Annotated in this window: 20 protein-coding genes; 15 read left to right on the top strand and 5 right to left on the bottom strand. The window is 67.7% G+C overall.

The features are described from left to right. The first annotated feature begins 136 nt into the window (after positions 1-136). On the top strand, positions 137-1486 hold the full coding sequence (locus ABZZ22_RS16735) for an N-acetylmuramoyl-L-alanine amidase (RefSeq protein ID WP_354933299.1): 1350 nt from the start codon (positions 137-139) through the stop codon (positions 1484-1486). Here the strand turns inward: ABZZ22_RS16735 and ABZZ22_RS16730 are convergent. After that, the gene (locus ABZZ22_RS16730) at positions 1483-2190 is read right to left on the bottom strand and encodes a TIGR03089 family protein (RefSeq protein ID WP_354933297.1); all 708 of its coding nucleotides are present in this window, start codon (positions 2188-2190) and stop codon (positions 1483-1485) included. The genes ABZZ22_RS16735 and ABZZ22_RS16730 overlap by 4 nt on opposite strands. A gap of 189 nt (positions 2191-2379) precedes the next feature. On the opposite strand from ABZZ22_RS16730, the gene ABZZ22_RS16725 reads away from it, so the two are divergent. Beyond that, positions 2380-3489: a mannose-1-phosphate guanylyltransferase gene (locus ABZZ22_RS16725; RefSeq protein ID WP_354933295.1), complete on the top strand. Its 1110-nt coding sequence runs from the start codon at positions 2380-2382 to the stop codon at positions 3487-3489. A gap of 12 nt (positions 3490-3501) precedes the next feature. Here the strand turns inward: ABZZ22_RS16725 and ABZZ22_RS16720 are convergent, their stop codons facing one another. The 3 genes from ABZZ22_RS16720 to cofD are packed head-to-tail and all read right to left on the bottom strand — an operon-like array spanning position 3502 to position 6301. Next, entirely contained in the window at positions 3502-4284 is a 783-nt protein-coding gene (locus ABZZ22_RS16720) for a DUF3105 domain-containing protein (protein ID WP_354933293.1), read from the bottom strand. Positions 4285-4325: 41 nt separating this feature from the next. Next, positions 4326-5291, bottom strand: a complete 966-nt coding sequence (locus ABZZ22_RS16715; RefSeq protein ID WP_354933291.1) for a coenzyme F420-0:L-glutamate ligase — start codon at positions 5289-5291, stop codon at positions 4326-4328. After that, positions 5291-6301: a 2-phospho-L-lactate transferase gene (cofD, locus tag ABZZ22_RS16710; protein ID WP_354933289.1), complete on the bottom strand. Its 1011-nt coding sequence runs from the start codon at positions 6299-6301 to the stop codon at positions 5291-5293. Before cofD ends, ABZZ22_RS16715 begins: the two co-directional genes overlap by 1 nt. Before the next feature lie 353 nt (positions 6302-6654). Between cofD and ABZZ22_RS16705 the strand changes: the two genes are divergently transcribed. The 3 genes from ABZZ22_RS16705 to ABZZ22_RS16695 all read left to right on the top strand — a co-directional run bounded on the left by ABZZ22_RS16705 (position 6655) and on the right by ABZZ22_RS16695 (position 11838). Next, entirely contained in the window at positions 6655-6909 is a 255-nt protein-coding gene (locus tag ABZZ22_RS16705; RefSeq protein WP_008361238.1) for a WhiB family transcriptional regulator, read from the top strand. A gap of 211 nt (positions 6910-7120) precedes the next feature. Next, the gene (locus ABZZ22_RS16700) at positions 7121-10027 is read left to right on the top strand and encodes a glycosyltransferase (protein WP_354933286.1); all 2907 of its coding nucleotides are present in this window, start codon (positions 7121-7123) and stop codon (positions 10025-10027) included. Beyond that, positions 10024-11838 carry a DUF5719 family protein gene (locus ABZZ22_RS16695; RefSeq protein WP_354933284.1) on the top strand — a complete coding sequence of 605 codons (1815 nt, stop codon included), beginning with the start codon at positions 10024-10026 and terminating at the stop codon, positions 11836-11838. Before ABZZ22_RS16700 ends, ABZZ22_RS16695 begins: the two co-directional genes overlap by 4 nt. Positions 11839-12324: 486 nt before the next feature. Here the strand turns inward: ABZZ22_RS16695 and ABZZ22_RS16690 are convergent, their stop codons facing one another. Further along, positions 12325-12696: a metallopeptidase family protein gene (locus ABZZ22_RS16690; RefSeq protein ID WP_354933282.1), complete on the bottom strand. Its 372-nt coding sequence runs from the start codon at positions 12694-12696 to the stop codon at positions 12325-12327. A 43-nt stretch (positions 12697-12739) separates the two neighbouring features. On the opposite strand from ABZZ22_RS16690, the gene ABZZ22_RS16685 reads away from it, so the two are divergent. The 10 genes from ABZZ22_RS16685 to ahcY all read left to right on the top strand — a co-directional run bounded on the left by ABZZ22_RS16685 (position 12740) and on the right by ahcY (position 22519). Further along, the gene (locus ABZZ22_RS16685; protein ID WP_354933280.1) at positions 12740-13192 is read left to right on the top strand and encodes a DUF3499 domain-containing protein; all 453 of its coding nucleotides are present in this window, start codon (positions 12740-12742) and stop codon (positions 13190-13192) included. 19 nt (positions 13193-13211) lie between these two features. Beyond that, positions 13212-14606 (top strand): phosphomannomutase/phosphoglucomutase, encoded by a 1395-nt coding sequence (locus tag ABZZ22_RS16680; RefSeq protein ID WP_354933278.1) that lies wholly within the window; start codon positions 13212-13214, stop codon positions 14604-14606. Further along, positions 14606-14836 (top strand): Trm112 family protein, encoded by a 231-nt coding sequence (locus ABZZ22_RS16675; protein WP_354933276.1) that lies wholly within the window; start codon positions 14606-14608, stop codon positions 14834-14836. Before ABZZ22_RS16680 ends, ABZZ22_RS16675 begins: the two co-directional genes overlap by 1 nt. Before the next feature lie 7 nt (positions 14837-14843). Next, entirely contained in the window at positions 14844-15875 is a 1032-nt protein-coding gene (locus tag ABZZ22_RS16670) for an SIS domain-containing protein (protein ID WP_354933274.1), read from the top strand. Positions 15876-16089: 214 nt separating this feature from the next. Further along, entirely contained in the window at positions 16090-16905 is an 816-nt protein-coding gene (locus ABZZ22_RS16665) for a transporter substrate-binding domain-containing protein (protein ID WP_354933272.1), read from the top strand. Positions 16906-17213: 308 nt separating this feature from the next. After that, positions 17214-17684: a hypothetical protein gene (locus ABZZ22_RS16660; protein WP_354933270.1), complete on the top strand. Its 471-nt coding sequence runs from the start codon at positions 17214-17216 to the stop codon at positions 17682-17684. Between the two features lie 392 nt (positions 17685-18076). Then, entirely contained in the window at positions 18077-18658 is a 582-nt protein-coding gene (locus tag ABZZ22_RS16655; protein WP_354933268.1) for a hypothetical protein, read from the top strand. 348 nt (positions 18659-19006) lie between these two features. Then, positions 19007-19825 (top strand): transporter substrate-binding domain-containing protein, encoded by an 819-nt coding sequence (locus tag ABZZ22_RS16650; protein WP_354933266.1) that lies wholly within the window; start codon positions 19007-19009, stop codon positions 19823-19825. Positions 19826-19932: 107 nt separating this feature from the next. Then, on the top strand, positions 19933-20892 hold the full coding sequence (locus tag ABZZ22_RS16645) for a DUF808 domain-containing protein (protein ID WP_354933264.1): 960 nt from the start codon (positions 19933-19935) through the stop codon (positions 20890-20892). Between the two features lie 172 nt (positions 20893-21064). Next, positions 21065-22519: an adenosylhomocysteinase gene (ahcY, locus tag ABZZ22_RS16640; protein ID WP_354933262.1), complete on the top strand. Its 1455-nt coding sequence runs from the start codon at positions 21065-21067 to the stop codon at positions 22517-22519. Positions 22520-22677: the final 158 nt, after the last annotated feature.

The raw sequence follows: 22677 nt of genomic DNA, 5'->3' as shown, positions 1-22677 counted from the left end.
CACCGCCGTCTCTGAAGACCCTTCAGAAGCAGCCCGCGAGGAATTACAGATCTGTAGTTCCTCGCGGGCTCTTCCCTTTGCGTGTGGCTGATGTGAAAGATGTTCCCTGGTGTTACGGAACCAGGGGGATCCAGACATGTTTCTGCAGGCCGGGCAACGGAAGGTGGGCGACGTTCAGCGGGCTCGCTCTCGCTACGTCGTCTCGACCCAGCAGCTGCTCGTGCTCGGGGTCGTCATGGCGGCGCTGTTCCCGGCGAGCACCGTCGTCGACCTGAGAGTGGTCCGCCCTGGCGAGGTCCCGGTATCCGGAAGCCCGGTGGCCGCGCCGGCTTCGGCACAGGTGCCCGCGGACACGGTCCGAGCACGTCTCGAGGAGATCCCCCTGACCGCGCCCCTGGCCAAGGGACGGAAGTCCGGGCGCGGTGCTGTCGGCCGACTCACCGCGGAGGCGAAGAAGGCCGCGTCCCGACCTGACGCGGTGACCGTGACCAGCCTGCCCCAGCCGGTCGACGGCTTCGGGACGGTCGGGCTCACCTGGGCGCCCGGCGCGGTCGTCCCGGAGGATGCGGTCGGGGCCGACGTACGCACGCTGGTGGACGGGACCTGGAGCGACTGGCAGGCGCTGGACGTCCACATCGACGACCACGCGCCTGACCCCGCCTCCGCTGAGGCCGAAGGGTCACGGCCCGGCACCATGGAGGCGGTCGTCGGCGAGGTCGACCAGGTGCAGACGAGGCTGCGGCTGACCGGTGCGCAGGTGCCCGCCGACCTCAGACTGGCCGTGATCACGCCCGGTGAGACCGCCACGACCCGAAGCGAGTCGCCCGAGATCGCCCCCGGGGGAGTCGGGCGCGTAGAAGAGGGAGAGGCAGCGACCCTCTCGGCGGGTGCGGACACCGGCGAGCCCAGCATCTACAGCCGCCGCCAGTGGGGCGCCGACGAGCGTGTACGCGAGGCCGGTCCGCCCAAGTATCACGAGGTCCGCGGCGGGTTCGTGCACCACACCGTCAACACCAACTCCTACACCACGGAGCAGGTGCCGGGGATCATCCGGAGCATCTACACCTACCACGTGCAGAGCCGAGGCTGGCGCGACATCGGCTACAACTTCCTGCTCGACAAGTTCGGCCGCATCTGGGAGGGCCGCTACGGCGGCGTCGACCGCCCCGTCGTGGGCGCTCACACCTCGGGCTACAACGGCCATGGCTTCGGCGCCTCCGCGATCGGCAACTTCGACACGGTCGCGCCCCCGACCGCGCTGGTGGACGCCTTCAGCACGCTGTTCGCCTGGAAGCTGTCGCTGCACGGCGTGCGCGGCGACCAGGGCTCGACCAGGATGGGCGACCGGACCTTCTCGCACGCGATCATGGGCCACCGTGACGCCGGCTCCACCGCATGCCCGGGCCGCTACCTCTACCCCGAGCTGAGCACCATCCGCTCGCAGGCAGCCTCCAAGCAGGAGGCCTGGGCCGCGCGCACCAACTAGTTCCTGGTCGGGTCCTGAGCACGCTCGCTCTCCGCGAGAACGGCGAGGCGCTCGTCGGTGGCGTTGGTGACCAGGACCAGCGAGCCGCCGCCGGCGAGCAGGGAGGCGAGGAGCTCGGTGCCGGCCGGTGAGGCCGGGGCAACGGTGGAGAGCAGCCGTTCGGCCTTCCCGTCGCCCCCGCCGAACAGGTCGGCGTGGCTGGTCTCGACGCCGGCCCAGGAGGTGGCCACGTCGTCCGCGGCGGGCGGGTCCAAGGGGGTGAAGGCGTCCGGCTGGCCCCAGACCTCGATGCCGACGTCGTGGACGTCCTGCGGGAGCGGGTCGGCGAAGCGTACGCCGAACGGCAGCAGGGAGCAGGCCAGCGTCAGTCGCTTCCCGGCACCATCTGCCCAGGTCGCCAGGGTCTCGGGCCCGCAGACGACGGCGTCGGGGCTCTCGTCATCGGTCACCACGAGCCCGGTGTTCCAGGCTGCACCGAGGAACACCGTGGCCAGCCAGTGTGCGGGCAGGTCGATGCGGATGCTGTCGCCGCGTTCGAGGCCGTGCTCGTCGACGAGCAGGCCGGAGGCCTTGGCCACCCAGTTGGCATACGTCGTGGTCGACAGCTCCTGGCGCTCGCCGCTCGCTTCGTCGTAGAAGGTCACCAACGGGCCGCCGGGGTCTGTCCGCAGGGCTTGGGCGAGGGTCTCGGGATAGGTCTGCACATCGAAACCCTAAGGTGTGCGGCATGAGCGAGCGCCAGCGAGCGACTAGTGGGTCCATCATGCCGCCACTTCCGTATTCTTCGACGTGCCCTACGGAGGTGGCGGCATGAGCGAGCGCCAGCGAGCGACCAGTGGGTCCATCATGCCGCCACTTCCGTATTCTTCGACGTGCCCTACGGAGGTGGCGGCATGAGAGAGCGCCAGCGAGCGACCAGTGGGTCCATGAGGTTCTGGGCAGTGATCCCCGCCGGCGGTGCCGGCACCCGGCTGTGGCCGCTCTCGCGGTCCTCGGAGCCGAAGTTCCTGCGCGACCTGACCGGCCACGGACGCACGCTCCTGCAAGAGACCGTCGACCGCCTTCAGCCCGTCTCCGACGGCATCATGGTGGTGACCGGTGCCGTGCACGAGCGCGCGGTGTGCGAGCAGCTGCCGGAGGTGCCGCACGACGCGATCCTGGCCGAGCCGAGCGGGCGCGACTCGATGGCCGCGATCGGTCTGGCAGCGGCCTTCCTCGAGCGGCGAGACCCGGATGCGGTGATGGGCTCCTTCGCCGCGGACCACGTGATCCGCAACGTCGACAACTTCCACGACACCGTACGCAGCGCCGCGGCCGTCGCCGCCGATGGCTGGCTGGTGACGATCGGGATCTCGCCGACCTTCGCCTCGACGGCGTTCGGCTACATCGCCGAAGGCAAGCCGTTGGTCGGCCACCGGGGTGCCTACCTGGTCGACGAGTTCGTCGAGAAGCCGTCGGCCGAGGTCGCCGCCGGCTATCTGGCCACCGGACGCTACCGGTGGAACGCCGGGATGTTCGTGGTCCGCCCGACGGTCCTCCTCGACCTTCTCGCGGAGTCGGACCCCGGCTTCACCGAGCGACTGCGGGCCATCGCCGCCGAGCCGTCGCGGCTCGAGGAGCTGTGGGAGACGCTGCCGAAGATCGCCGTCGACCATGCGGTCGCGGAGCCCGCCGCCGCTGCGGGCAAGGTCGCCACTGTGCCTGCCGACCTGGGCTGGGACGACATCGGCGACTTCGACTCGCTCGCGACGCTGCTCCAGGCCGCCGCGACCGCCTCGCCCGAGGGCCCCACGATCCTCGGCGACGACACCCTCGTCCACGCCATCGACTCCACGGGTCTGGTCGTGCCCCACTCCGGCCGGATGATCGCCCTCATCGGTCTCGAGGACATCGTCGTCGTCGACACCGACGACGCCGTCCTGGTCACCACCCGCGCCCACGCCCAGCAGGTCAAGAAGGTCGTCGCCGCGCTCAAGGACTCCGACCGCACCCACCTCACCTGAAACGGCTAGGCCTCACATAGCTTGGGGCTCCGGGGTGTCGGTGTAGGGGTAGGTGGTCATGAAGTCCTTGACCGCCTTGCCGGAGACACCCTCGCAGTACTGGAAGATGCCCTTCTGGGTGGAGGCCTCGGTCGGGTTGGCCGGGTCTGCGTACCAGTGGGTCATCGCGATGTGGGTGCCCGAGGGGAACTCGGTCTTCTTGTCGCCGGCGACCGCGGTCTCCTTGGCGTCGGCAGCGGTCCACGGGGCCGCGATGAACTTGTAGCGGAAGTTCGACGTGCCGGAGAACTTCTGACCGATGGCGCGGATCTGGTCCAGCTCGTCCTCGGAGACGGTCTCGTCGTACCAGATGATCGTGTAGCCGTGCTCGAGGTTGTGCACCAGCGCCTCGAGGTCAGGGCGGTCGTCGGCGGTGTAGAACTTGCGCGACATGTCCGCCGGAGCGACGTTCGCCTCGTTCCAGTGCGGACCGAAGGCCGGGGGAGCAGTGGTGTAGGTCTGCTCGGTGCCGGTCGCGATGTGGTTCTGGTTGCCGTCGGCCTTGGTCTCGATGATCTTCTGACAGCCGGCGGCCTCGGGGCTCTTGCCGATGTCTTGCAGCGCGACTTCGTCGAACTCGCTGTCCTTGATGAAGCCGGTGATCGGGCCCCACGCGGCGGCACCCACCATCAGCACCGCGATGGCGAGGCAGACACCGATGATCGCCGCGCCACGGACGCGCTCGGCGCGGCCCTGCTTCTTGCGGATGTCGTTGATGACCGCACGGCGGTCTTTGCTGGGCGACTTCTTGGCCACGGTTCGGCGTACCTCGGGTCTTTTGTCGGGACGCGCAGATTCTAGGTGGTCAGTGGTAGCAGATGGGAAGTCGCCCCGTGATTGATGTCATCGCGCTCGCATCGCCAGCCGTGCGCGAACGCCAGTGCGGCGACGATCGCAGGGTCGGCTCCTGCCACCCGAAGCCCGCCCTCGTGCGGGACGGGGGCCGTCCCGGTCACCTCCGTCACGGCCGCGGAGAGCTCCTCGACGCTCGCCGGGGCTCCGAACGGGGCCTGGTCCTCGGCGGCCCCCTTCAGGGCGCGTACGACGGCCTCCCGGGCGCCGAAGCCGAAGAAGTCGGACCCCTCGGGACGGATGAGCGTGCTCGCTCCCGGCCCGTCGTCGCCGGGCTCGCGGACCAGGTCTGCCCGGCCGCGCAGGAGCGCGAACGGCCGCGCGCCGAGCTTGCCCTGGGAGATCTCGGCGGCCGAGGCGATCTCGTCGACGACCGCGGGGGCGGTGACGACGAGATCGTTGCCGAAGGCGTCGATCTGGCCGGCGAAGCTCTCCAGCACCTCCAGCCCGGCCGAGCCGATCGCGATGTCGGTCTGTCCGTCGCGCCAGGCTCGCCCGGCGGTGTCGGTGATGATCACCCCGACGTTGGCTCCGGTGCGGTCACGGAGCGTGGCCCGTAGGGCGCGCGCGGAGGCGTCGGGATCCAGGGGCAGCAGCACGATGTGGCCGGCCTCGACGTTGGAGGCGTCGATCCCGGCGGCGGCCATCGTGAGGCCCAGCCGACCGCGCACGATCTGGGTGGGCCCGCGTCGCGCCACGACCCGCGTCGTCTCGCCGGGGAGCGCGTCGTCCCGATTGCCCTCCCGCACCTGGCCCTCCGCCTTGGAGACGACCTTCGAGGTGACCACGACGATGTCGCCGTCGACCAGCGGCGAGTCGAGAACGTCGAGGAGCAGGGCGGCGAGATCGTCGCCCTTACGCACCTCGGGAACGCCATCAGGGGCCGTGACGGTGATGTCCTGGGCCCTCATCAGCTGACCAGCCCGACCGCGGCGGCCGCGATGTCGGCGGTCGCGTCCTCGGAGGACATCCACAGCGGGACGGCGGTCGCCTTCAGCCCGGACTCGGTGAGAGCGGGAACGGCGTCGGCGTCCGCGGTGTCGACCAGCCAGCCGTCGAGCACTCCGCCGGAGCCCCGCGTCCCATAGTGCAGACCGACTCCGGCGGCGGTCGCGTCGACGCCGATCGCGGCCAGCATCTGCTCCGCCATGCCGCGTACGTGATGACCGCTGATGATCGGCGAGATCCCGACCACCGGGGCCGGGGTGGCGACCAGGCCCTCCCGGATCCCGGGCACGCCGAGGACGGTCCCGATCGAGACGACCGGGTTGGACGGCGGCACGATCACCAGGTCGGACTTCAGCAGCGCGTCCATCACCCCGGGTCCCGGCTTCGCCTCGTCCTGACCCACGAAGATCAGCTTCTCGACGGGGACGCCGGCCCGCAGGCGTACCCAGTACTCCTGGAAATGGACGACCGCGAGTCCACTGGGTGAGCTCGGGTCCTTGATCGCCACATGGGTCTCGACGCGGTCGTCGGTCATCGGCAGCAGCCGCACCCGGTCGCCCCACACCGGCTTCAGCCACCGCTCGCACAACGCTGCGGTGACCTGCGACAACGAGAAGCCGGCCTCGAGCATCTGGGTGCGTACGAGGTGGGTCGCGATGTCACGGTCGCCGAGCCCGAACCAGGTGCCGGGCACCTCGTAGGCCTCGAGCTCCTCCTTGATCGACCAGGTCTCGGCCTTGCGGCCCCAGCCGCGCTCGTGGTCGAATCCGTTTCCGAGGGTGTACATCACCGTGTCGAGGTCGGGGCAGACCTTGACACCGTGCATCCACAGATCGTCGGCGGTATTGGCGATCACGGTGATCCGGGCGTCGCGTTCAATGCCTGGGACGCGGCCGGCGGAGATGCCGTGGAGGAGCCCGGAGATGAACTTCGAGCCACCATGGCCGCCGGAGAGAACGGTGATGTCACGCATGGCCCTAGCCTCTCAGACGAGGGCCAGCGCCCCTGCTCCAGCCGGTACGGAAAGCCTGTGTTAATGCGGCCCTAGCAGATTTGAGGGTTGACTTGCGGCACCGACAGGCATGTAATTTCATCAGTGTCATTCGAAACGGAACCAGGAAACCGACAGTGCTGGAGACAGCGCCCAGGAATCTCGGGAAAATTTCGGCAAGGGGACTGCATCAAAAAAGCGGCCTACGTCGTAACTAGATGCAGTACCCGCAAAACGGGGGGATCGGTTACCTGCCGATGGCGTGAAGGTGACTGGCCCAAGATGGGGTCACGGTCCCAAAATCAGCTGAATAGGGTCGAAAGGTCGGATTGACGATGAGAGAGCTGTTTCTCCTCGAGCCGGACACCGACGAAGGGGGCTGGCAGGAGCGCGCCCTGTGCGCGCAGACGGATCCGGAGGCGTTCTTCCCTGAAAAGGGTGGATCGACTCGGGAGGCCAAGAAGGTCTGCCAGACCTGCGAGGTGCGCCAGGACTGCCTTGAGTCTGCTCTGGGCAACGACGAGCGTTTTGGAATCTGGGGTGGACTCTCCGAGCGGGAGCGCCGCAAGCTGAAGAAGCGCGCTGTCTGACAACCAAGCACGAGCCAGCAAGGCCCGGACCGTCAAGGTCCGGGCCTGCTGTCTTGTTTTGCCGATTGCTCCGCAATCCACGTGGGGGGACCGATGGGTCCGCGGTCCGCGTGGGGGCCTGCATCGGACGTGCTGATGCCCACCGGGATATCGTCGATCACCCGACAGGTCCATTCGGTCTATCACCGGTTGGGCACTAGGGTTGCCGATCGTGCAAGCGTCGGTCGCTCTCGTCCTCGTCTCTCATAACGGCGCCGGCTGGCTTCCGACCGTCATCGACGGGATCAGGAACCAGCAGGCTCCGGTGAGCTTTGCCGTCACGATCGACACCGGCTCGACAGACAGGTCGGTCGAGATCCTGGAGGAGACCTTCGCCCAGGTGGTCAAGCTCCCGGCGTCGACGACGTTCGCGGACGCGGCCAACGAGGCGCTCGCCATCCTCCACCAAGCGGCGCAGCCGCCGGAGTGGATCTGGTTCCTCCACGACGACTCCACCCCCGATCCGCACGCCCTGGCGACGCTGCTCAACGCCGCCGAGGAATACCCGGAGGCCGACATCCTCGGCCCCAAGATCCGGGAATGGCCCTCGCTGCGCCGGATGCTCGAGCTCGGCGTCTCGATCTCGGTCACCGGAAACCGGGAGACCGGCCTGGAGCGGGGCGAGTACGACCAGGGCCAGCACGACGAGGTACGCCGCGTCCTGGCCGTCAACACCGCAGGCATGCTGATCCGTCGCGAGGTCCTCGAATACCTGGGCGGCTTCGACAAGCACCTCCCTGTCCTCGGCACGGACATGGACCTGGGCTGGCGGGCGGCCAACGCCGGCTTCACCACCATCGCCGTTCCGGATGCGGTCGTCTTCCACGTGGAGGCGGCCCACCGCGGCGTACGCAAGACGCAGCTGACCGGTCGCCGGATCCACTATCAGGAGCGACGGGCCGCGCTCTACACCCTGCTCGTCAACAGCGGACGGGGGACGCTGGCGCTGTGGATGGTCCGGTTCTTCTTCCAGACCTTGTGGCGGATGCTCGGCTTCATCCTCGTGCGCGACCCTGGAGCGGCGCTCGACGACCTGGGCGCGCTCGGCTGGATCTACGGCCACACCGGCCAGATCGTGCTCGCCAAGCGGCGGCGCCGGAAGCAGGCGCACGCTGACAAGGACGTGGTCAAGGCGCTGCTGCCTCCGCCGTGGCTGCCGTACCGACACGGTCTCGACTTCGTCTCCGACGTCGCCAACGCGGTCACCCTGCAGGCCTCCGACATCGCCGAGCGGCGCCAGATGGCGCAGGCAGAGGCCGATCCGGCGTCCTTCGCCGCCAAGCGGCAGGCCGAGCGGGCCCAACTGGAGGAGGACGAGATCCCGGCCGAGACCGGGTTGCTGGTGCGTCTGTTCACCAACCCGGTCGCGGTGCTGCTGGTCGTCGTCGGCATCCTCGGCGTCATCGGGGCGCGGGCGGCTCTCGGTGGCGTGGCCGGCGGTGGCCTCGGGCCGACGCCACAGAACGTGGGCGACTGGTGGCAGCTGCAGTTCGAGTCCTGGCACGCGATCTCGCAGGGCACCGGCGTGCCCGCGCCGCCGCACGTCTTCCCGCTGGCGGTGCTCGCGACGTTCCTCGGCGGCAACCCGAGCCTGGCGGTCACCGGCGTCATGCTGCTCGGCTTCCCGATCGCGCTCGGCGGGGCATGGCGGCTGCTTCGGGTCGTGGGCCGGCTGATCAGCCACCTCGGCGCGCCGCGGTGGCTGCTGCTGTGGGGCGCGACGGCGTACGCCCTGGTTCCCTACGCCAGCGGTGCCTTCGGTGACGGCCGGATCGGTGCGGTCGTCGTCGGCGCGCTGCTGCCCTGGCTCGCCCATGCCGCGCTCGGCTTCAGCGATCCCGTCGCCGACCGCCGCTGGCGGGCCGGGTGGCGCACCGGTCTGCTGCTGACCGTCATCACCGCCTTCGCGCCGATGGCCTTCCTCGTCGCGGCCGTCTTCGCGACGGTCATCTTCATCGTCGTACGCAAGCTGCTGCCCGCGGTCCTGCGCGACCGCGACCAGTGGGGTCCGCCGGCCGCGGCCATCGCGACGCCAGTCGGCCTGCTGATCCCGTGGTGGCTGCCGCTGATCTTCTCCGGCGGCTTGGCCGGGCTGCTGCTCGACCCGGGCCGGCTGCCGGCCCCGGTCGCCGGCGGCTTCGATCTGCTCGTGGGCCGGGTGACCGGGCTCGACGGTGCCGGCCTCGGTGCGCCGTGGTGGCTGGGTCTGGCGCTGCCGCTGCTGGCGGTGCTCGCGCTGATCCCGAGCCGCACCCGCATCCCGGTCCTGGTCTGCTGGATCGGGGCGGTCGCGACGGCCCTCGTCACGATGCTGCTCTCCTGGATCCCGATCCCGCTCGACGCCGGCATCGCCCGCGTCGGCTGGGGCTTCCCGCTGGTCGCCATCCAGGGCTTCGCGGTCGTCGCGGCCGTGCTGGGAGCCCAGGGTGCGATTCTCGACGGCCTGCGCGGCCTGCGGAAGGTCATGGTCGGCGTTGCCGCCGCGGCCGCCGCGGTCGGTGTGGTCGGCAGCCTCGGCTGGTTCGTCTACGCCGGCACCGGCGACCTCACCGACAACACCCGGGCCCTGGGCCACACCGGCGTGCCGTCCTACATGCTCGATCCGACCTCGACCACCCTCGGGCCCGAGGACGGCGTCCTCGTGCTGCGAGGTTCTGTCGACGAGGGCATCCGCTATGCCGTCCTGCGCAACGACGGGATCACCCTCGGTGAGGACGAGATCGCGCAGGTCGCCGGTGGCTCCGACGAGCTCACCGGAGTCGTCCGCCGCCTGGCGGCCGACCCCGACGACGAGGTGATCGGTGACCTGGCCGCCCAGGGCGTGGCCTACATCGTCATGCCCGGCCCGGCCGACTCCTCGGTCGCCGAGGGGATCGACGCCTCCGGGTCGGTGACCCAGGCGAGCACCGTCGAGCGCTCGACGCGTGCCTGGCTGCTCGACTCCGAGCCGAGCGATCCGGGCGTGACCGAGTCGCAGTCCATCATCCGTACGATCCTGTTGGTCCTGGCCGGGATCGGGCTGTTCGTCGTCCTGGTCCTGTGCCTGCCGACGCTGGTCCAGAGGAGGGAATCGGCATGAGCGACCCCCGTGATCCACGTGACCCCTACGACCGCTCGCAGGAGCCGCCGGCCGACGACGTCTACGGCCAGGAGCCGTGGATGCTGGACCCCTACGCGGATCCGTACACCGGACAGACTCCGGGCCATCTCGCGCCGGAATACACGCCCGAGCAGATCTACGCTCAGGAGCCCTACGTCCCGGGCCCGGAGACCGGGCAGATGCTTGCCCAGACCGGTTACTCGCCGGACTATCAGACCGGCGAGTTCCAGGCCGCGAACCAGCCCGAGTACGAGGCCTGGCCGACCCCCGACGAGATGCGGGTGGACGAGCCGCAGGCCGAGTCCGAGCCCTCCAGGGGCGGTCGGATGGCTGCCGCGGCGGCGGCGGCCGCTGCCGCACGGCCGCGGCTACGCAGCGTACGCAGGCAGCGGGGTCGCCGCCTCGACAACACGGCTCTGGTGGCGTTGGGCCTGATCGCCGCGATGGCGGTGGCCCTGCTGCTCAACCGGCCCCACCAGTGGGAGCAGCCGACGCTCGCCGCAGACAGCAGCGCGCCGAAGGCGGCCACCGTGGTCTGCCCCGGAAAGCCGAAGGCCGGCGCCGACCAGATCGCCGTCACCAACGCTACCGCCGGCTCGGGCGAGGTGGCCCTGAGCGGCCCCGGTGCAGGCAAGGGCTCGCAGTCCACCGTCGGCTCCGGCAAGGTCACCAACGTGTCGGCCAAGCCCGGCTCGGTCGTGGTCCGGGCGGGCAAGGAGGTCGCTCCCGGCCTGGTCGCCGGACGCTCCACGACCAAGCCGCTCGCGGCGACGGGCTGCCTGCCTCCGCAGGCGGAGGCCTGGTTCCCAGGCATCGGCGCGGGTGCCACCCACAACTCGATCCTCGAGCTGGCCAACCCCAACAGCGGTGCGGCCACCGTCGACATCTCGCTCTACGACGAGAAGGGCGTCGTGGCGGTCCCCGAGCAGCTCCGCGGCGTCGCGATCCCCGGCAACACCACGCGCACCTTCGACCTGCTGCACGTGATCCCGCGCGAGGGCGAGCTCTCCCTGAAGACCACGGTCGTACGCGGCCAGGCCGGGGTGATGATCCGCGACCGCGCGGTCAAGCTCGAGACGCAGGCGGCGAGCGAGGACTACTTCCCGGGCCAGTCGACGCCGGCAGAGACCAACCTGCTGGTCGGCTACCCCAACAGCTCCGCGAGCCGCACGCTCACCGTCGTCAACCCGGGAGACGCCCAGGTGAGCGCGGAGCTGCGCCTGCTCACCTCGAAGAGCGTGCTCACGCCGGAGGGAGCTCCAAAGATCAGCGTGCCGCCCAACGGTCAGACGCAGGTCGACCTGACCAAGCTTCTCGGCAAGGACAGCGCCGGCGACGCCTTCGGTGTCGAGATCGTCGCCACCGGCCCAGTCAGCACCGCCATGCGCTCGGTCGACGACGGCGACGTCGCGATCACCACGGCCACCGAGACCGTCTCGGCGGCGACCGCGGTGGTCGTTCCGGCCGGCCCCGGAGTCGGCAAGAAGCGGGTCGTGATCTCCGGCCCCGTCGCCAAGACCGGGAGCAGCGGCACCGTCAAGGTGATCCCGACGAACGCGAAGGGCAAGGCGCTCAAGGCCAAGTCCGTCGAGGTCGGTCCGGGCGTGGGCGCCGAGATCGAGGTGCCCGCGGACGCCGCGCTGATCCAGCTCGTACCCGAGGGTGTCGAGGTCAATGCGGCCGTGGTGATGAGCGGCGACGGGGACGCGGTCGTGCCGTTCCGGCCGCTGCGGTCGGAGGTGCGTACCGCTGGGGTTGCGCCGGGGTTGCCGTTGCCTTTGGGGCCCTGAGTCTTTCTTCTCGGCTCGCTCAGGTCGGTGTTATTGGTGGTCGGCGGCAGGGGTTTGGCGCAGCGGTTTGGGTTGGGCAGGGGCTTGGGCCTGGAGGGGCCGTCGCTACCGGTCGGAGGGGTGGGTTGGCGGGTGAAAGAAATTTCTCTTTCACCCGCGCCCGCCACTGCCCCGGGGCGAACGAATTTTCGTTCGCGCAGAAGGGCGCCTTGTCGTCAGAGGGTTTCTGGAGCCGCGACACATCGGCTACCTGTCGTGGGTGATTTTCCCGTGGCCACATCGGGGCCGCCGCCCCGATAGCCAGCCAAAATCTTTCTCGACGTGGTCCGGTGTCAAGGACCGCGAAGCGGCCGGCGTAGCCGGCGGCCGCAGGCCGTCCTTTACTCCGGGGCAGGTCGAGAAGACCCTCGAAGGAGGGTCGGCGGCCCAGACCAACCACAAAATCTCAGTACGAAAGCGTGCCGAAACGAAAAGGACCGCCAGAGTTCAAGGCTGATAACGAGGATCCACGTCCTCGGCAGCGATCCCGAGCAGGTCGGCAACCTGCTCCACCACGACCATGAGCACCATCGCCTCGACCTCGGAGCGGGTCTGGCAGCGGTGTTCGATCGGCCGCCGGTAGATCACCAGGCGAGCCGGGTTCGCGCCGGAGCCGCGCTCCAGCGAACCGAGCGGGATGTGGTCCTCGACGGTCCACTCCTCGGGGATGTCCGGCGACTCCTCGACGGCGTACTCGATCAGGCCGAGCCGGGACTGCCAGCGGGCGTCGATCTCGGTGACGATGGCGAGTGCGATGTCGTCGAAACGCTCCCGGCGAGTGCGCAGGGTCGGCACCTTCGGGTCGGTCGGCACCGCCATCGGACCTCGTCTTCCACGGCCGTGCCGATCCCTGTGCCTGATCATGTACGCGAGCCTAACTGCGCGGCTGGCCTCAGGGGAGTACGGTTCACCCGTGACTGCTCGTCGTTGTTCGCGTACCGCTTGCCAGCGCCAAGCCGTCTGCACGCTCACCTATGTGTACGCCGATCAGACGGCAGTTCTCGGCCCGCTGGCGACCTATGCCGAGCCGCACGCCTACGACCTGTGCGAGGAGCACGCCGAGCGCCTCTCTGCGCCGAGGGGCTGGGAGGTCGTCAGGCTGGCCCGCGAGCCGGTCGACCCGCAGCCCAAGGGCGACGATCTGCTCGCGCTGGCCGATGCCGTCCGTGAGGCGGCGCGGCCGCCCGCTCCCGTTCCGCGAGGCCCCGCCGGCGCTCCCGGACCGGAGGCTCCTGACGAGTCCGGGCCGAACGCCGGCCAGCCCCGCCCGGGCGGCACCCGTCGGGGCCACCTCCGCGTGCTGACGTCGGAGTAGGACGACTAGAGTTCCGGACATGCCGGAGAGAGTTCAGCCCGACGTCGCCAACGCCGTTTTCAAGGCGTACGACGTCCGTGGCACCGTCCCTGATCAGATCGACGAGAACCTGGCCCGGCTCGCTGGGCGGGCCTTCGTGCACGTCGTCGGCGCGTCGCATGTCGTGGTCGGTCACGACATGCGCCCCAGCTCTCCGGCGCTCTCGGGAGCCTTCGCCGACGGTGCGACCGAGGCCGGCGCAGACGTGACGATGATCGGGCTGGCCTCGACCGACGAGCTCTACTTCGCCTCCGGCCACCTCGGCCTGCCGGGCGCGATGTTCACCGCGAGCCACAACCCGGCGCAGTACAACGGCATGAAGCTCTGCCGGGCCAACGCGGTCCCGGTCGGCGCGGAGACCGGTCTCGACGAGATCCGTGACCTGGTCATCTCCGGTGCGGCCCCGATCGCCGGGGTCGCCGGCAGCATCAGCGAGACCGACGTGCTGGAGGCTTACGCCGCGCACCTGCTCAGCCTGGCTCCGGTGGAGGGTCGCAAGCTCACCGTCGTCGCCGACGCCGGCAACGGCATGGCCGGCCACACCGCACCGGCGGTCTTCGGTCGCCTGGGCGAGGAGGCCGTGGAGCTGATCCCGATGTACTTCGAGCTCGACGGCACCTTCCCCAACCACGAGGCCAACCCGCTCGACTCGACGACCCTGGTGGACCTGCAGGCCAAGGTGCGCGAGACCGGTGCCGACGCTGGCCTGGCCTTCGATGGTGACGCCGACCGCTGCTTCCTCGTAGACGAGAAGGGCGAGGTGGTCAACCCGAGCGCGATCACCGCCCTGATCGCCGAGCGTGCTCTGGCCAAGGAGCCGGGCGCGACGATCATCCACAACCTGATCACCTCCCGCGCGGTCCCCGAGATCGTCACCGAGCTCGGCGGCACCCCGGTGCGCACCCGGGTGGGCCACTCCTACATCAAGGCCGTGATGGCCGAGTCCGAGGCGATCTTCGGCGGCGAGCACAGCGGCCACTTCTACTTCCGCGACTTCTGGCGCGCCGACTCCGGCATGCTCGCCGCGCTGCACGTCCTCGGCGCCCTCGCCGAGACCGACGAGCCGCTGAGCCAGCTGCTGGCGGCGTATGCGCGCTACCCGATGAGCGGCGAGATCAACTCCACCGTCCCGGACCAGGCCGCGACCGTGGCCGAGATCGAGAGGACGTACGCGGAGCGCGACGGCGTCACCGTCGACAGGCTCGACGGGCTGACCCTCGCCCACGCCGACTGGACGGTCAATGTCCGTGCCTCCAACACCGAGCCGCTGCTGCGGCTCAACGCGGAGGGCAAGGACATACTCACCATGGAGCGCGTGCGCGACGAGGCGCTCGCGATCATTCGAAAGACTCCACCTATTGAAAGGCGTAACTGATGAGCGCGCTGGGCCTGAGCGAGAAGCTGCTGGAGATCATCGTCTGCCCGCAGTGTCACGGCGACCTGCTGCCTGTCGAGGCCACGGCGCCCGACCAGGATGGCGAGCTGGTCTGCCAGGGGGAGTGCGGCCTGGCCTACCCCGTCCGTGACGGCATCCCCGTCCTGCTCATCGACGAGGGCCGGCCCACCAAGGGTTCTTCCACCAAGGCTCAGCCGACGGAGGGGTGAGGCCGCGATGACCTGGTTCGACGAGTCGAGGCTGGACGACGAGCGGGCGCTGGCCGGGATCGACCAGCTGCTGCGGTCGCTGGCGGCGTCCGGAGCCCGGGTCCGGCGCGAGGCCGCGGGCGCCTTGGAGCCCCTGCAGGAGGCCGTACGCCGCGCAGCAGAGACCGGGCGTCCCCGGGCAGTCGTCGCGGCGGGTCCCGACTCGCGCCTGCTGCGCGCGGTCCTCGAGCCGTACTGTCCGGTGCCGTTCGTGGCCTGGCCGGCCCCAGGCCTGCCTGGCTGGGCGGGCAGCCTCGATCTCGTGGTCGTGCTGGCGCCGACCGGCTCCGACCCAGGGGAGGCCTCGGCCGCCGCCGAGGCCGTCCGTCGTGGCGCCCAGCTGGTCGTGGCGGCTCCGGAGAAGTCTCTGGTCGCCCAGCACGCCGAGGGCCGCGACAGCACGCTGCTTCCGGTCGAGGGCGGCGACACGCTCGCGATGTCGATCCTGATGCTCACCTATCTCAACTCGATCGGCCTCGGTCCGGAGGCCGACGCGGACAAGGTGGCCGACGCGCTCGACGACGTCGCCACGGCCTGCTCGCCGCACCGCGACATCTCGGTCAACCCGGGCAAGATCCTGGCGCTCTCCCTCGCCGACTCGCTTCCGGTCGTCTGGGGCGGCTCCGTCCTGGCCGCCCGGGCGGCCCGCCGTGTCGCCGAGAGCCTGCGTCGGGCCAGCGGCCGTGGTGCGATCGCCGGTGTCGCCGAAGACCTGCTCCCGGTCCTGGAGGCGGCCCGGCCCCGCAACGTCTTCGACGACCCGTTCGCCGAGGAGCAGTCGTCCGTACGCCCCGTCCTGGTCATCCTCGACGACGGTGCGACCGACCCGATCATGGTCGAGCAGCGACGGTCGCTCACCGAGGCCGCGGACACGCGCGGCGTACGGGTGGAGGTCGTCGAGGCGAACGCGTCCACGGAGGTCGCCCGCTACGCGTCCCTGCTGCTTCAGGGCACGTATGCGGCCGAATATCTGCGTTTGGGTCTGGTCGCCGACAGCTGAGTCCAGATAGTGGGCGTGACGTGTGGTCTGGGTCACACGCCACGCGGGAAGTTCGGTCACGGAATGTGTCCATGATGCTCGAAAACCTGGACGTAGGAGAGCAGTCCGGTGTTTGATGCAACATCGTCCGGCCACTCCGTGGCCAGCACGTCTCGGATTCTCGGCGCCGACGTGACGGGCATGCCCCACCATCCCGAAACCACAGGACTTCCGCATGAATCACATCAAGCTCGTCGTCGCCGGCGCCCTGGCCCTCTTAGGGGTCCTGGTCATCGGCGGCTATCTCGCTGACCCCGCTCCGAAGGCGACCGACAAGGAGAGCGCCGCAGCCGCCGGCGGCACCTTGCGGATCGGCGTCGACGGCACCGAGCCGGCGTACTTCAAGGTCGACGGCGTCACCAAGGGCTTCGACTACGAGATGTCGCTCGGCGTCGCCGAAGGACTGGGCGCCAAACCGGAGTTCAAGGTCATGCCGTTCGGCGACCTCTTCACCGCGCTCGAGGCGGGCGAGATCGACGTGATCGGCTCGCAGGTCACCGAGACCGCCGAACGGAAGCAGGACTTCGACTTCACCGCGCCCTACTTCGTGACGTACCTGTCCTTCCTCACTCCTCCAGACTCAGGTATCCGCAAGCGCGATGACGTGGACGGCAAGAACATTGCCATCGTCGAGGGCACGATCCATGAACGGTACCTCGCCGAGCAGTACCACGACGTCAACATCATCAAGGTCAAGGATGAGGTGCTCGCCGTCAAGGCCATCCAGACGGGGGACGCCGATGCGTTCTTCTACGATGCTCCTTATGCGCAGCCGATCATCGACTCCGCGCCGATAGAACTGGAGATCCGGCTCCGGTATCCGGCAGACGATGCGCCGATCGGGTTCGTCATGAAGAAGGGCGATCCGCGCCTGAAGCAGATCGATGGCATCCTCGAGCAGATGATCGTCGAAGGCGAATGGCTGAAGATCAAGAAGGAATACTTCAAGGAGTATCCGCTTTCTGAGGTATTCAAGGACAAGGGTGCTTGATCCTATCCAGGATTTCAGCGGCTGAGATCTCGGTAACCCACGGTGCTCGGTGTAATCCCCGCAACTGCCGCCGCTACTCGCCCTGAGGAACATGGGATGAGACTCGGATCGCCTTCAAGTCATACCATTAGTTTGGGTCTACTTGAGGGGCTTGGTTTGCGTTCGTTCGCTGTTCCTGTTGGCGTCTTAGATCATTCAGAACTTCTTGGAAATGGTTGCCGTTCCGGTGGCTGCATGCTATTGTCTGCCGCGCTTTCAACGCAAACGGGGAGTGCCGTTAATTGCGTGAGTGAAGAGAATTCGATGATGTGAGCAGGAAATTGGTTTCGCTGGCTCGAACTGGACAGAGGCTCTTGGGCGTCATCGTCGCATTGGTGGCCTGCATCGGCGTGTTTTCCGCTGGGACTGGGTCGGCGTCTGCGGCAACGTCGGGATGCTCAAGAGATGGAGGATATGCATGTCTCTTCTACAACTCGCCGCAGCATGGCCTGAATTCGTGGTATGGGGCCGGCGGTGACAGGAACTTCAACCCAAGCGTCAATGGTGGCGTGAACTACTATTTCAAAGCCAGTCCGCACGGTAGTGGAGGCGCGGGTGTGAACGTGTGGAACAACGCGGGTGGAGCTAAGAATTACCAGCCCCAAAATTCCTTCCTCTACTTCCGTGTGTATTACTACTCGGACTTCAAGGGGCCGTCCGATCTGGTCAGGCCCGGCGATACAATCAAGCTGGTAAATACGTACAACGACAACGCGTCACTCGACGTCTATGTTGGCTAACCGATTCATTGGCTAGCGGTGGCCGGGTGTCTCAGGTTTGTGTTTGCCTGAGACACCCGGCCATGAGTTTCTTCGCAATTCTTGGAGTGTTGATGATCATGAGGACCATTGTATGTATTGTGGCTCTCTTTGCTTTGTTGTTATGTGGCGCGTGCGGTGGGAGTTCGGAAAGTGGGTATACAGCCGCCTCGAATGAGCCCGCTTCCCCATTGTTGGCCGCTTCAGATCCTGGTGACCCGTACTCGCCTACTGGAGAACCGCTCCCGCTGGAACGGTATTACGCGGTCGCGTCAAGCCGAAAGTTTCAGCGCATACTCTGGAGTCTGGCCGCTGCCTGTGTAAAGGGCCGGGGGTACGACCTGGACCTGCGGGCTCCAGTTGGTGGGTATCGAATGACATTGACGTTCCGCAGATATGCGGCAGTTATCGATGTCGGGACGGCGAAGAAATTCGGCTACCATGTCCCTGAGGACCCGGGCTTCGATGAAGTAATTGCGCAACAGGAGAGCTGGGGAAGTGATGTCTCTGTGGTCGATGACTGTGGTCGACGCGCACAGGCTGAGATCCTCAGAGGGCTTGATCTGAAACATATTGGACCCCAGAATAGCTGGGTAGCGAGTCCCGTGCGTGAATTGAATCTTCAGCGTGTGACTTCTCGTGACCCGAAGGTTGTGGCCGCACAAGCCGAGTGGTCTAAGTGTATGGCCGAAGGTGGCTATCATATGGCGACAACACTTTCGGATCTTCCGCAAGGGGCTGCTCCCCTGGGCTCTGATACGAAGCCGAGCCGCAGCGAAATTGAAATGGCTCTGCATGACGTTGCATGTCAGCGGAGGTCGGGTGTCATTTCAGTGCTATATGAAACTGAGCTTGCCTATCAGGAAGAACAGATTCGGGCCAATCAAGAGGTCTTTTCCGAGATTCTGAAAGAGAATCAGAAGGTCTTGGAAAAGGCAGTTCGCTTGGCCAGGTAGCGCCGGGATAACTTCTGCGCCGAGAGACGCGCTGCGGCGAATCCGAGGTACGCACCGCCGACTCGGCCGAGGCTTCTCCTACTCGACGACACGGCCGAGGCCCCTCGGGTGTAGTCAGCACGGCCGCCGAACCGAGGTTCTCGCCCTCTGCGCTGCGTCGACCGTCTGAGACGATATGACCCCTGTGGATGGCCGTGTTGCCTGTTCTATGTCACCTTCTACACCTGTCATCTTTGATGAGCCGGTTTGGAGTGCCTGAAGGCCGGCGGCCTACGGTACAGTGCCCCGACCTGGATCGTCCCAGTCACAGTGTCTCGGCGCACCCCTCCCCCCAACCAGGACGTCGTTATGAAATCCCTGAAGTTCATCCTCGCGGGCGCGGTCACCCTTCTGGTGATCCTGATCGTGGTCTCCAACACGGTCGAGACGACCGGCCCCTCCACCGCCAAGCGCAGCAGTGCCGCCGATGACGGTCAGCTCAAGGTCGGGGTGCTGAACAGCGCCCCGGTCTACTACACCCAAGGTTCCGTCGCGAAGGGCTTCGACTACGAGATGGCCCTCGGCGTCACCGAGTCGCTCGGCATCAAGCCTGAGTTCGTGCCGATGGACTTCGCCGACCTCTTCACCGCGCTTGACGAGGGTAAAATCGACATGATCGCCTCGCAGGTGAGCGTCACCGTGGAGCGCGAGAAGGTCTACGACTTCTCGCACCCCTACTTCGTGACGTACCTGTCCTTCACGACCCCGAAGAACTCTCCGATCAGGAAGCTCAAGGACATCAACGGCACCGGGGTCGCGGTCGTGGATGGCACCGCGCAGGAGAGCATCCTCAAGGAGCGATTCCCCAAGGCCGAGATCGTGAAGCGGAAGAACGAGGCGGCCGCGCTCGAGGCCGTGGCCGCCGGCAAGGCGGACTCGTTCTTCTACGATGCGCCGTTCGCGCAGGGCGTGATCAAGGACGCCCCGATCCCGATGGAGGAGCGTATTCGTTTCCCCTCCGACAAGGCCCCGATCGCCTTCGTCTTCCGCAAGGGCGACGGGCTCCGGGAGCAGGCCAACGATGCGATCGACGAGATGATCGTCAACGGCGACTGGCTGCGGATCAAGACCGACTATTTCCGGGAGTATCCGCTCTCCGAGCGCTTCCGCGAGCAGGGCGTCGAGTAACCAGTCCTACCCGTTAGAGTTCCGGCCATGAGCGAGCGACAGCGAGCGACAGTAGGCCTCAGGCCTTCGCTTCCGTACTCTGCACCTCTCACCACGGAGGCGAAGGCATGAGCGCCGGACTCTTCGCACTTCTCGACGACGTAGCAGCCATCGCCAAGCTGGCGGCTGCGTCGGTCGACGACGTCGGTGCTGCCGCCGGCAAGGCCTCGGCCAAGGCCGCGGGTGTCGTCATCGACGACACCGCGGTGACGCCGCAGTACGTCCAGGGCATCGCCGCCGAGCGCGAGGTGCCGATCATCAAGAAGATCGCCCTGGGCTCGCTGCGCAACAAGCTGCTGCTCATCCTGCCGGTCGCGCTGATCCTGGCGCAGTGGGCGCCATGGGCGATCACCCCGATCCTGATGCTCGGTGGCGCCTTCCTCGCCTACGAGGGTGTCGAGAAGGTGCTGGAGTGGGTCCGGCCGCACGCCGAGACCCATGACACGCCGGTCGTCCTGGAGGGTCCCGAGGCCGAGAAGAAGATGATCGCCGGTGCTGTGCGCACCGACCTGATCCTCTCCACCGAGATCATGGTGATCGCGCTCAACGAGGTCATCGACCAGGGGTTCTGGATGCGTCTCGGCGCCCTGGTGGCGGTCGCCTTCCTGATCACCATCGTCGTCTACGGCGTGGTCGCCCTGATCGTGAAGATGGACGACGCCGGCCTCGCGCTCTCCCAGCGGTCCAGCGCGGGCGCCCAGCGGCTCGGCCTGGGCATGGTCGCGGCCATGCCGAAGGTGCTCGCCGGGATCTCGATCGTCGGCACCGTGGCCATGCTGTGGGTCGGTGGCCACCTGCTCCTGGTCGGCGTCTACGACGTCAACGGCCTCGCCGCCGGTCACCCCGGCTGGTCGTGGCCCTACGACACCGTCCACCATCTCGAGGAGGAGGTCCACCACGCCCTCGGCGCCGTGGGTGCGGCCGCCGCCTGGCTGGTCAACACCTTCTTCTCCGCCGTCGTCGGGCTCATCGTCGGGGCGATCGTGGTCGGCGTACTCCACCTGCTGCCGATCAAGAAGAAGCACTGACCCACCCGGCCGCCTCCACGCACTCGAACGACAGGGGTTCCGCCGGATCTGTTGGTTGCGGATTACCGCCACCCTCAACCAGCGCTTGTACCCTGGAGAGACCCTGCGTGGGAGATCCCGCTGGTGCGCAGATGCGCGACGCAGGCCCGCAACACTTCGGTAAGGAATAACCATGGACTACAAGGTTGCCGACCTGAGCCTGGCCGAGTACGGCCGCAAAGAGCTCTCCCTCGCCGAGCACGAGATGCCGGGCCTGATGGCCATGCGCGAGCGCTACGGCAAGGACCAGCCGCTCAAGGGTGCTCGCATCGCCGGGTCTCTGCACATGACCATCCAGACCGGTGTACTGATCGAGACGCTGACCGCTCTCGGTGCCGACGTACGCTGGGCCACCTGCAACATCTTCTCCACCCAGGACCACGCCGCCGCGGCGGTCGTCGTCGGTGAGGGCACTCCCGAGGACCCGAAGGGCACCCCGGTCTTCGCCTGGAAGGGCGAGACGCTGGCGGAGTACTGGGACGAGGCCGAGAAGGTCTTCCAGTTCACCGACGCCGAGGGCAACCAGGTCGGCCCCAACATGCTGCTCGACGACGGTGGCGACATCACGATGCTCCTCCACAAGGGCGTCGAGTTCGAGAAGGCCGGGGAGGTGCCGGGCCAGGACTCCACCGACAACGAGGAGTTCAAGGAGGTCCTGCGCGTCCTCGACCGCAGCCTGAAGAACGACCCGACGTACTGGACCAACGTCGCCGGAGGCATCAAGGGCGTCACCGAGGAGACCACCACCGGTGTCCTGCGCCTCTACGACCGGTACAAGGAGGGCTCGCTCCTCTTCCCGGCGATCAACGTCAACGACTCGGTCACCAAGTCGAAGTTCGACAACAAGTACGGCTGCCGCCACTCGCTCATCGACGGCATCAACCGCGCCACCGACGTGATGATCGGCGGCAAGGTCGCGGTCGTGTGCGGCTACGGCGACGTCGGCAAGGGCTCGGCGGAGTCGCTGCGCGGCCAGGGTGCCCGCGTCATCGTCACCGAGATCGACCCGATCTGCGCGCTGCAGGCGGCGATGGACGGCTACGAGGTCCGCCGCCTGGAGTCGGTCGTCGAGACTGCCGACATCTTCATCACCACCACCGGAAACTTCGACATCATCCGGGTCGAGCACTTCGAGAAGATGAAGAACCAGGCCATCGTCGGCAACATCGGTCACTTCGACAACGAGATCAACATGGCCGGCCTCGCCAAGATCCCGGGGATCGTCAAGGACGAGATCAAGCCGCAGGTCCACCAGTGGATCTTTCCCCCAAAGGACGGCGCAGCCGGCAAGAAGATCATCGTTTTGTCCGAGGGCCGCCTGCTCAACCTGGGCAACGCCACCGGTCACCCGAGCTTCGTGATGTCGAACTCCTTCACCAACCAGACGCTGGCGCAGATCGAGCTCTTCACCAAGACCGACCAGTACCCGATCGGCGTCTACGTCCTGCCCAAGGCGCTCGACGAGGAGGTCGCCCGCCTCCACCTCGACGCCCTCGGTGTCGAGCTCACCGAGCTCAACCAGGCCCAGGCCGACTACCTCGGCGTCCCGGTCGAGGGTCCCTTCAAGTCGGACCAGTACCGCTACTGAGCCCCGTCTGAACCCTCGCCGAGTCGGCTCGTTCTGACCGAAGATCTCGCCGAGTCGGCTCGTCATGACGAGCCGACTCGGCAATGAATCGGGTCAGGACGGGCCGACTCGCGCGTTGTGGGGTGGCTCCTGTGACGCGTCACACGCACGGGGTGACA

The organism is Nocardioides sp. NPDC006273 (assembly GCF_040613495.1).
Taxonomy (GTDB): Bacteria; Actinomycetota; Actinomycetes; order Propionibacteriales; family Nocardioidaceae; genus Nocardioides.
Note: the sequence above shows the minus strand (reverse complement) of the source record. Positions and strands in the feature narration are given on the sequence as shown.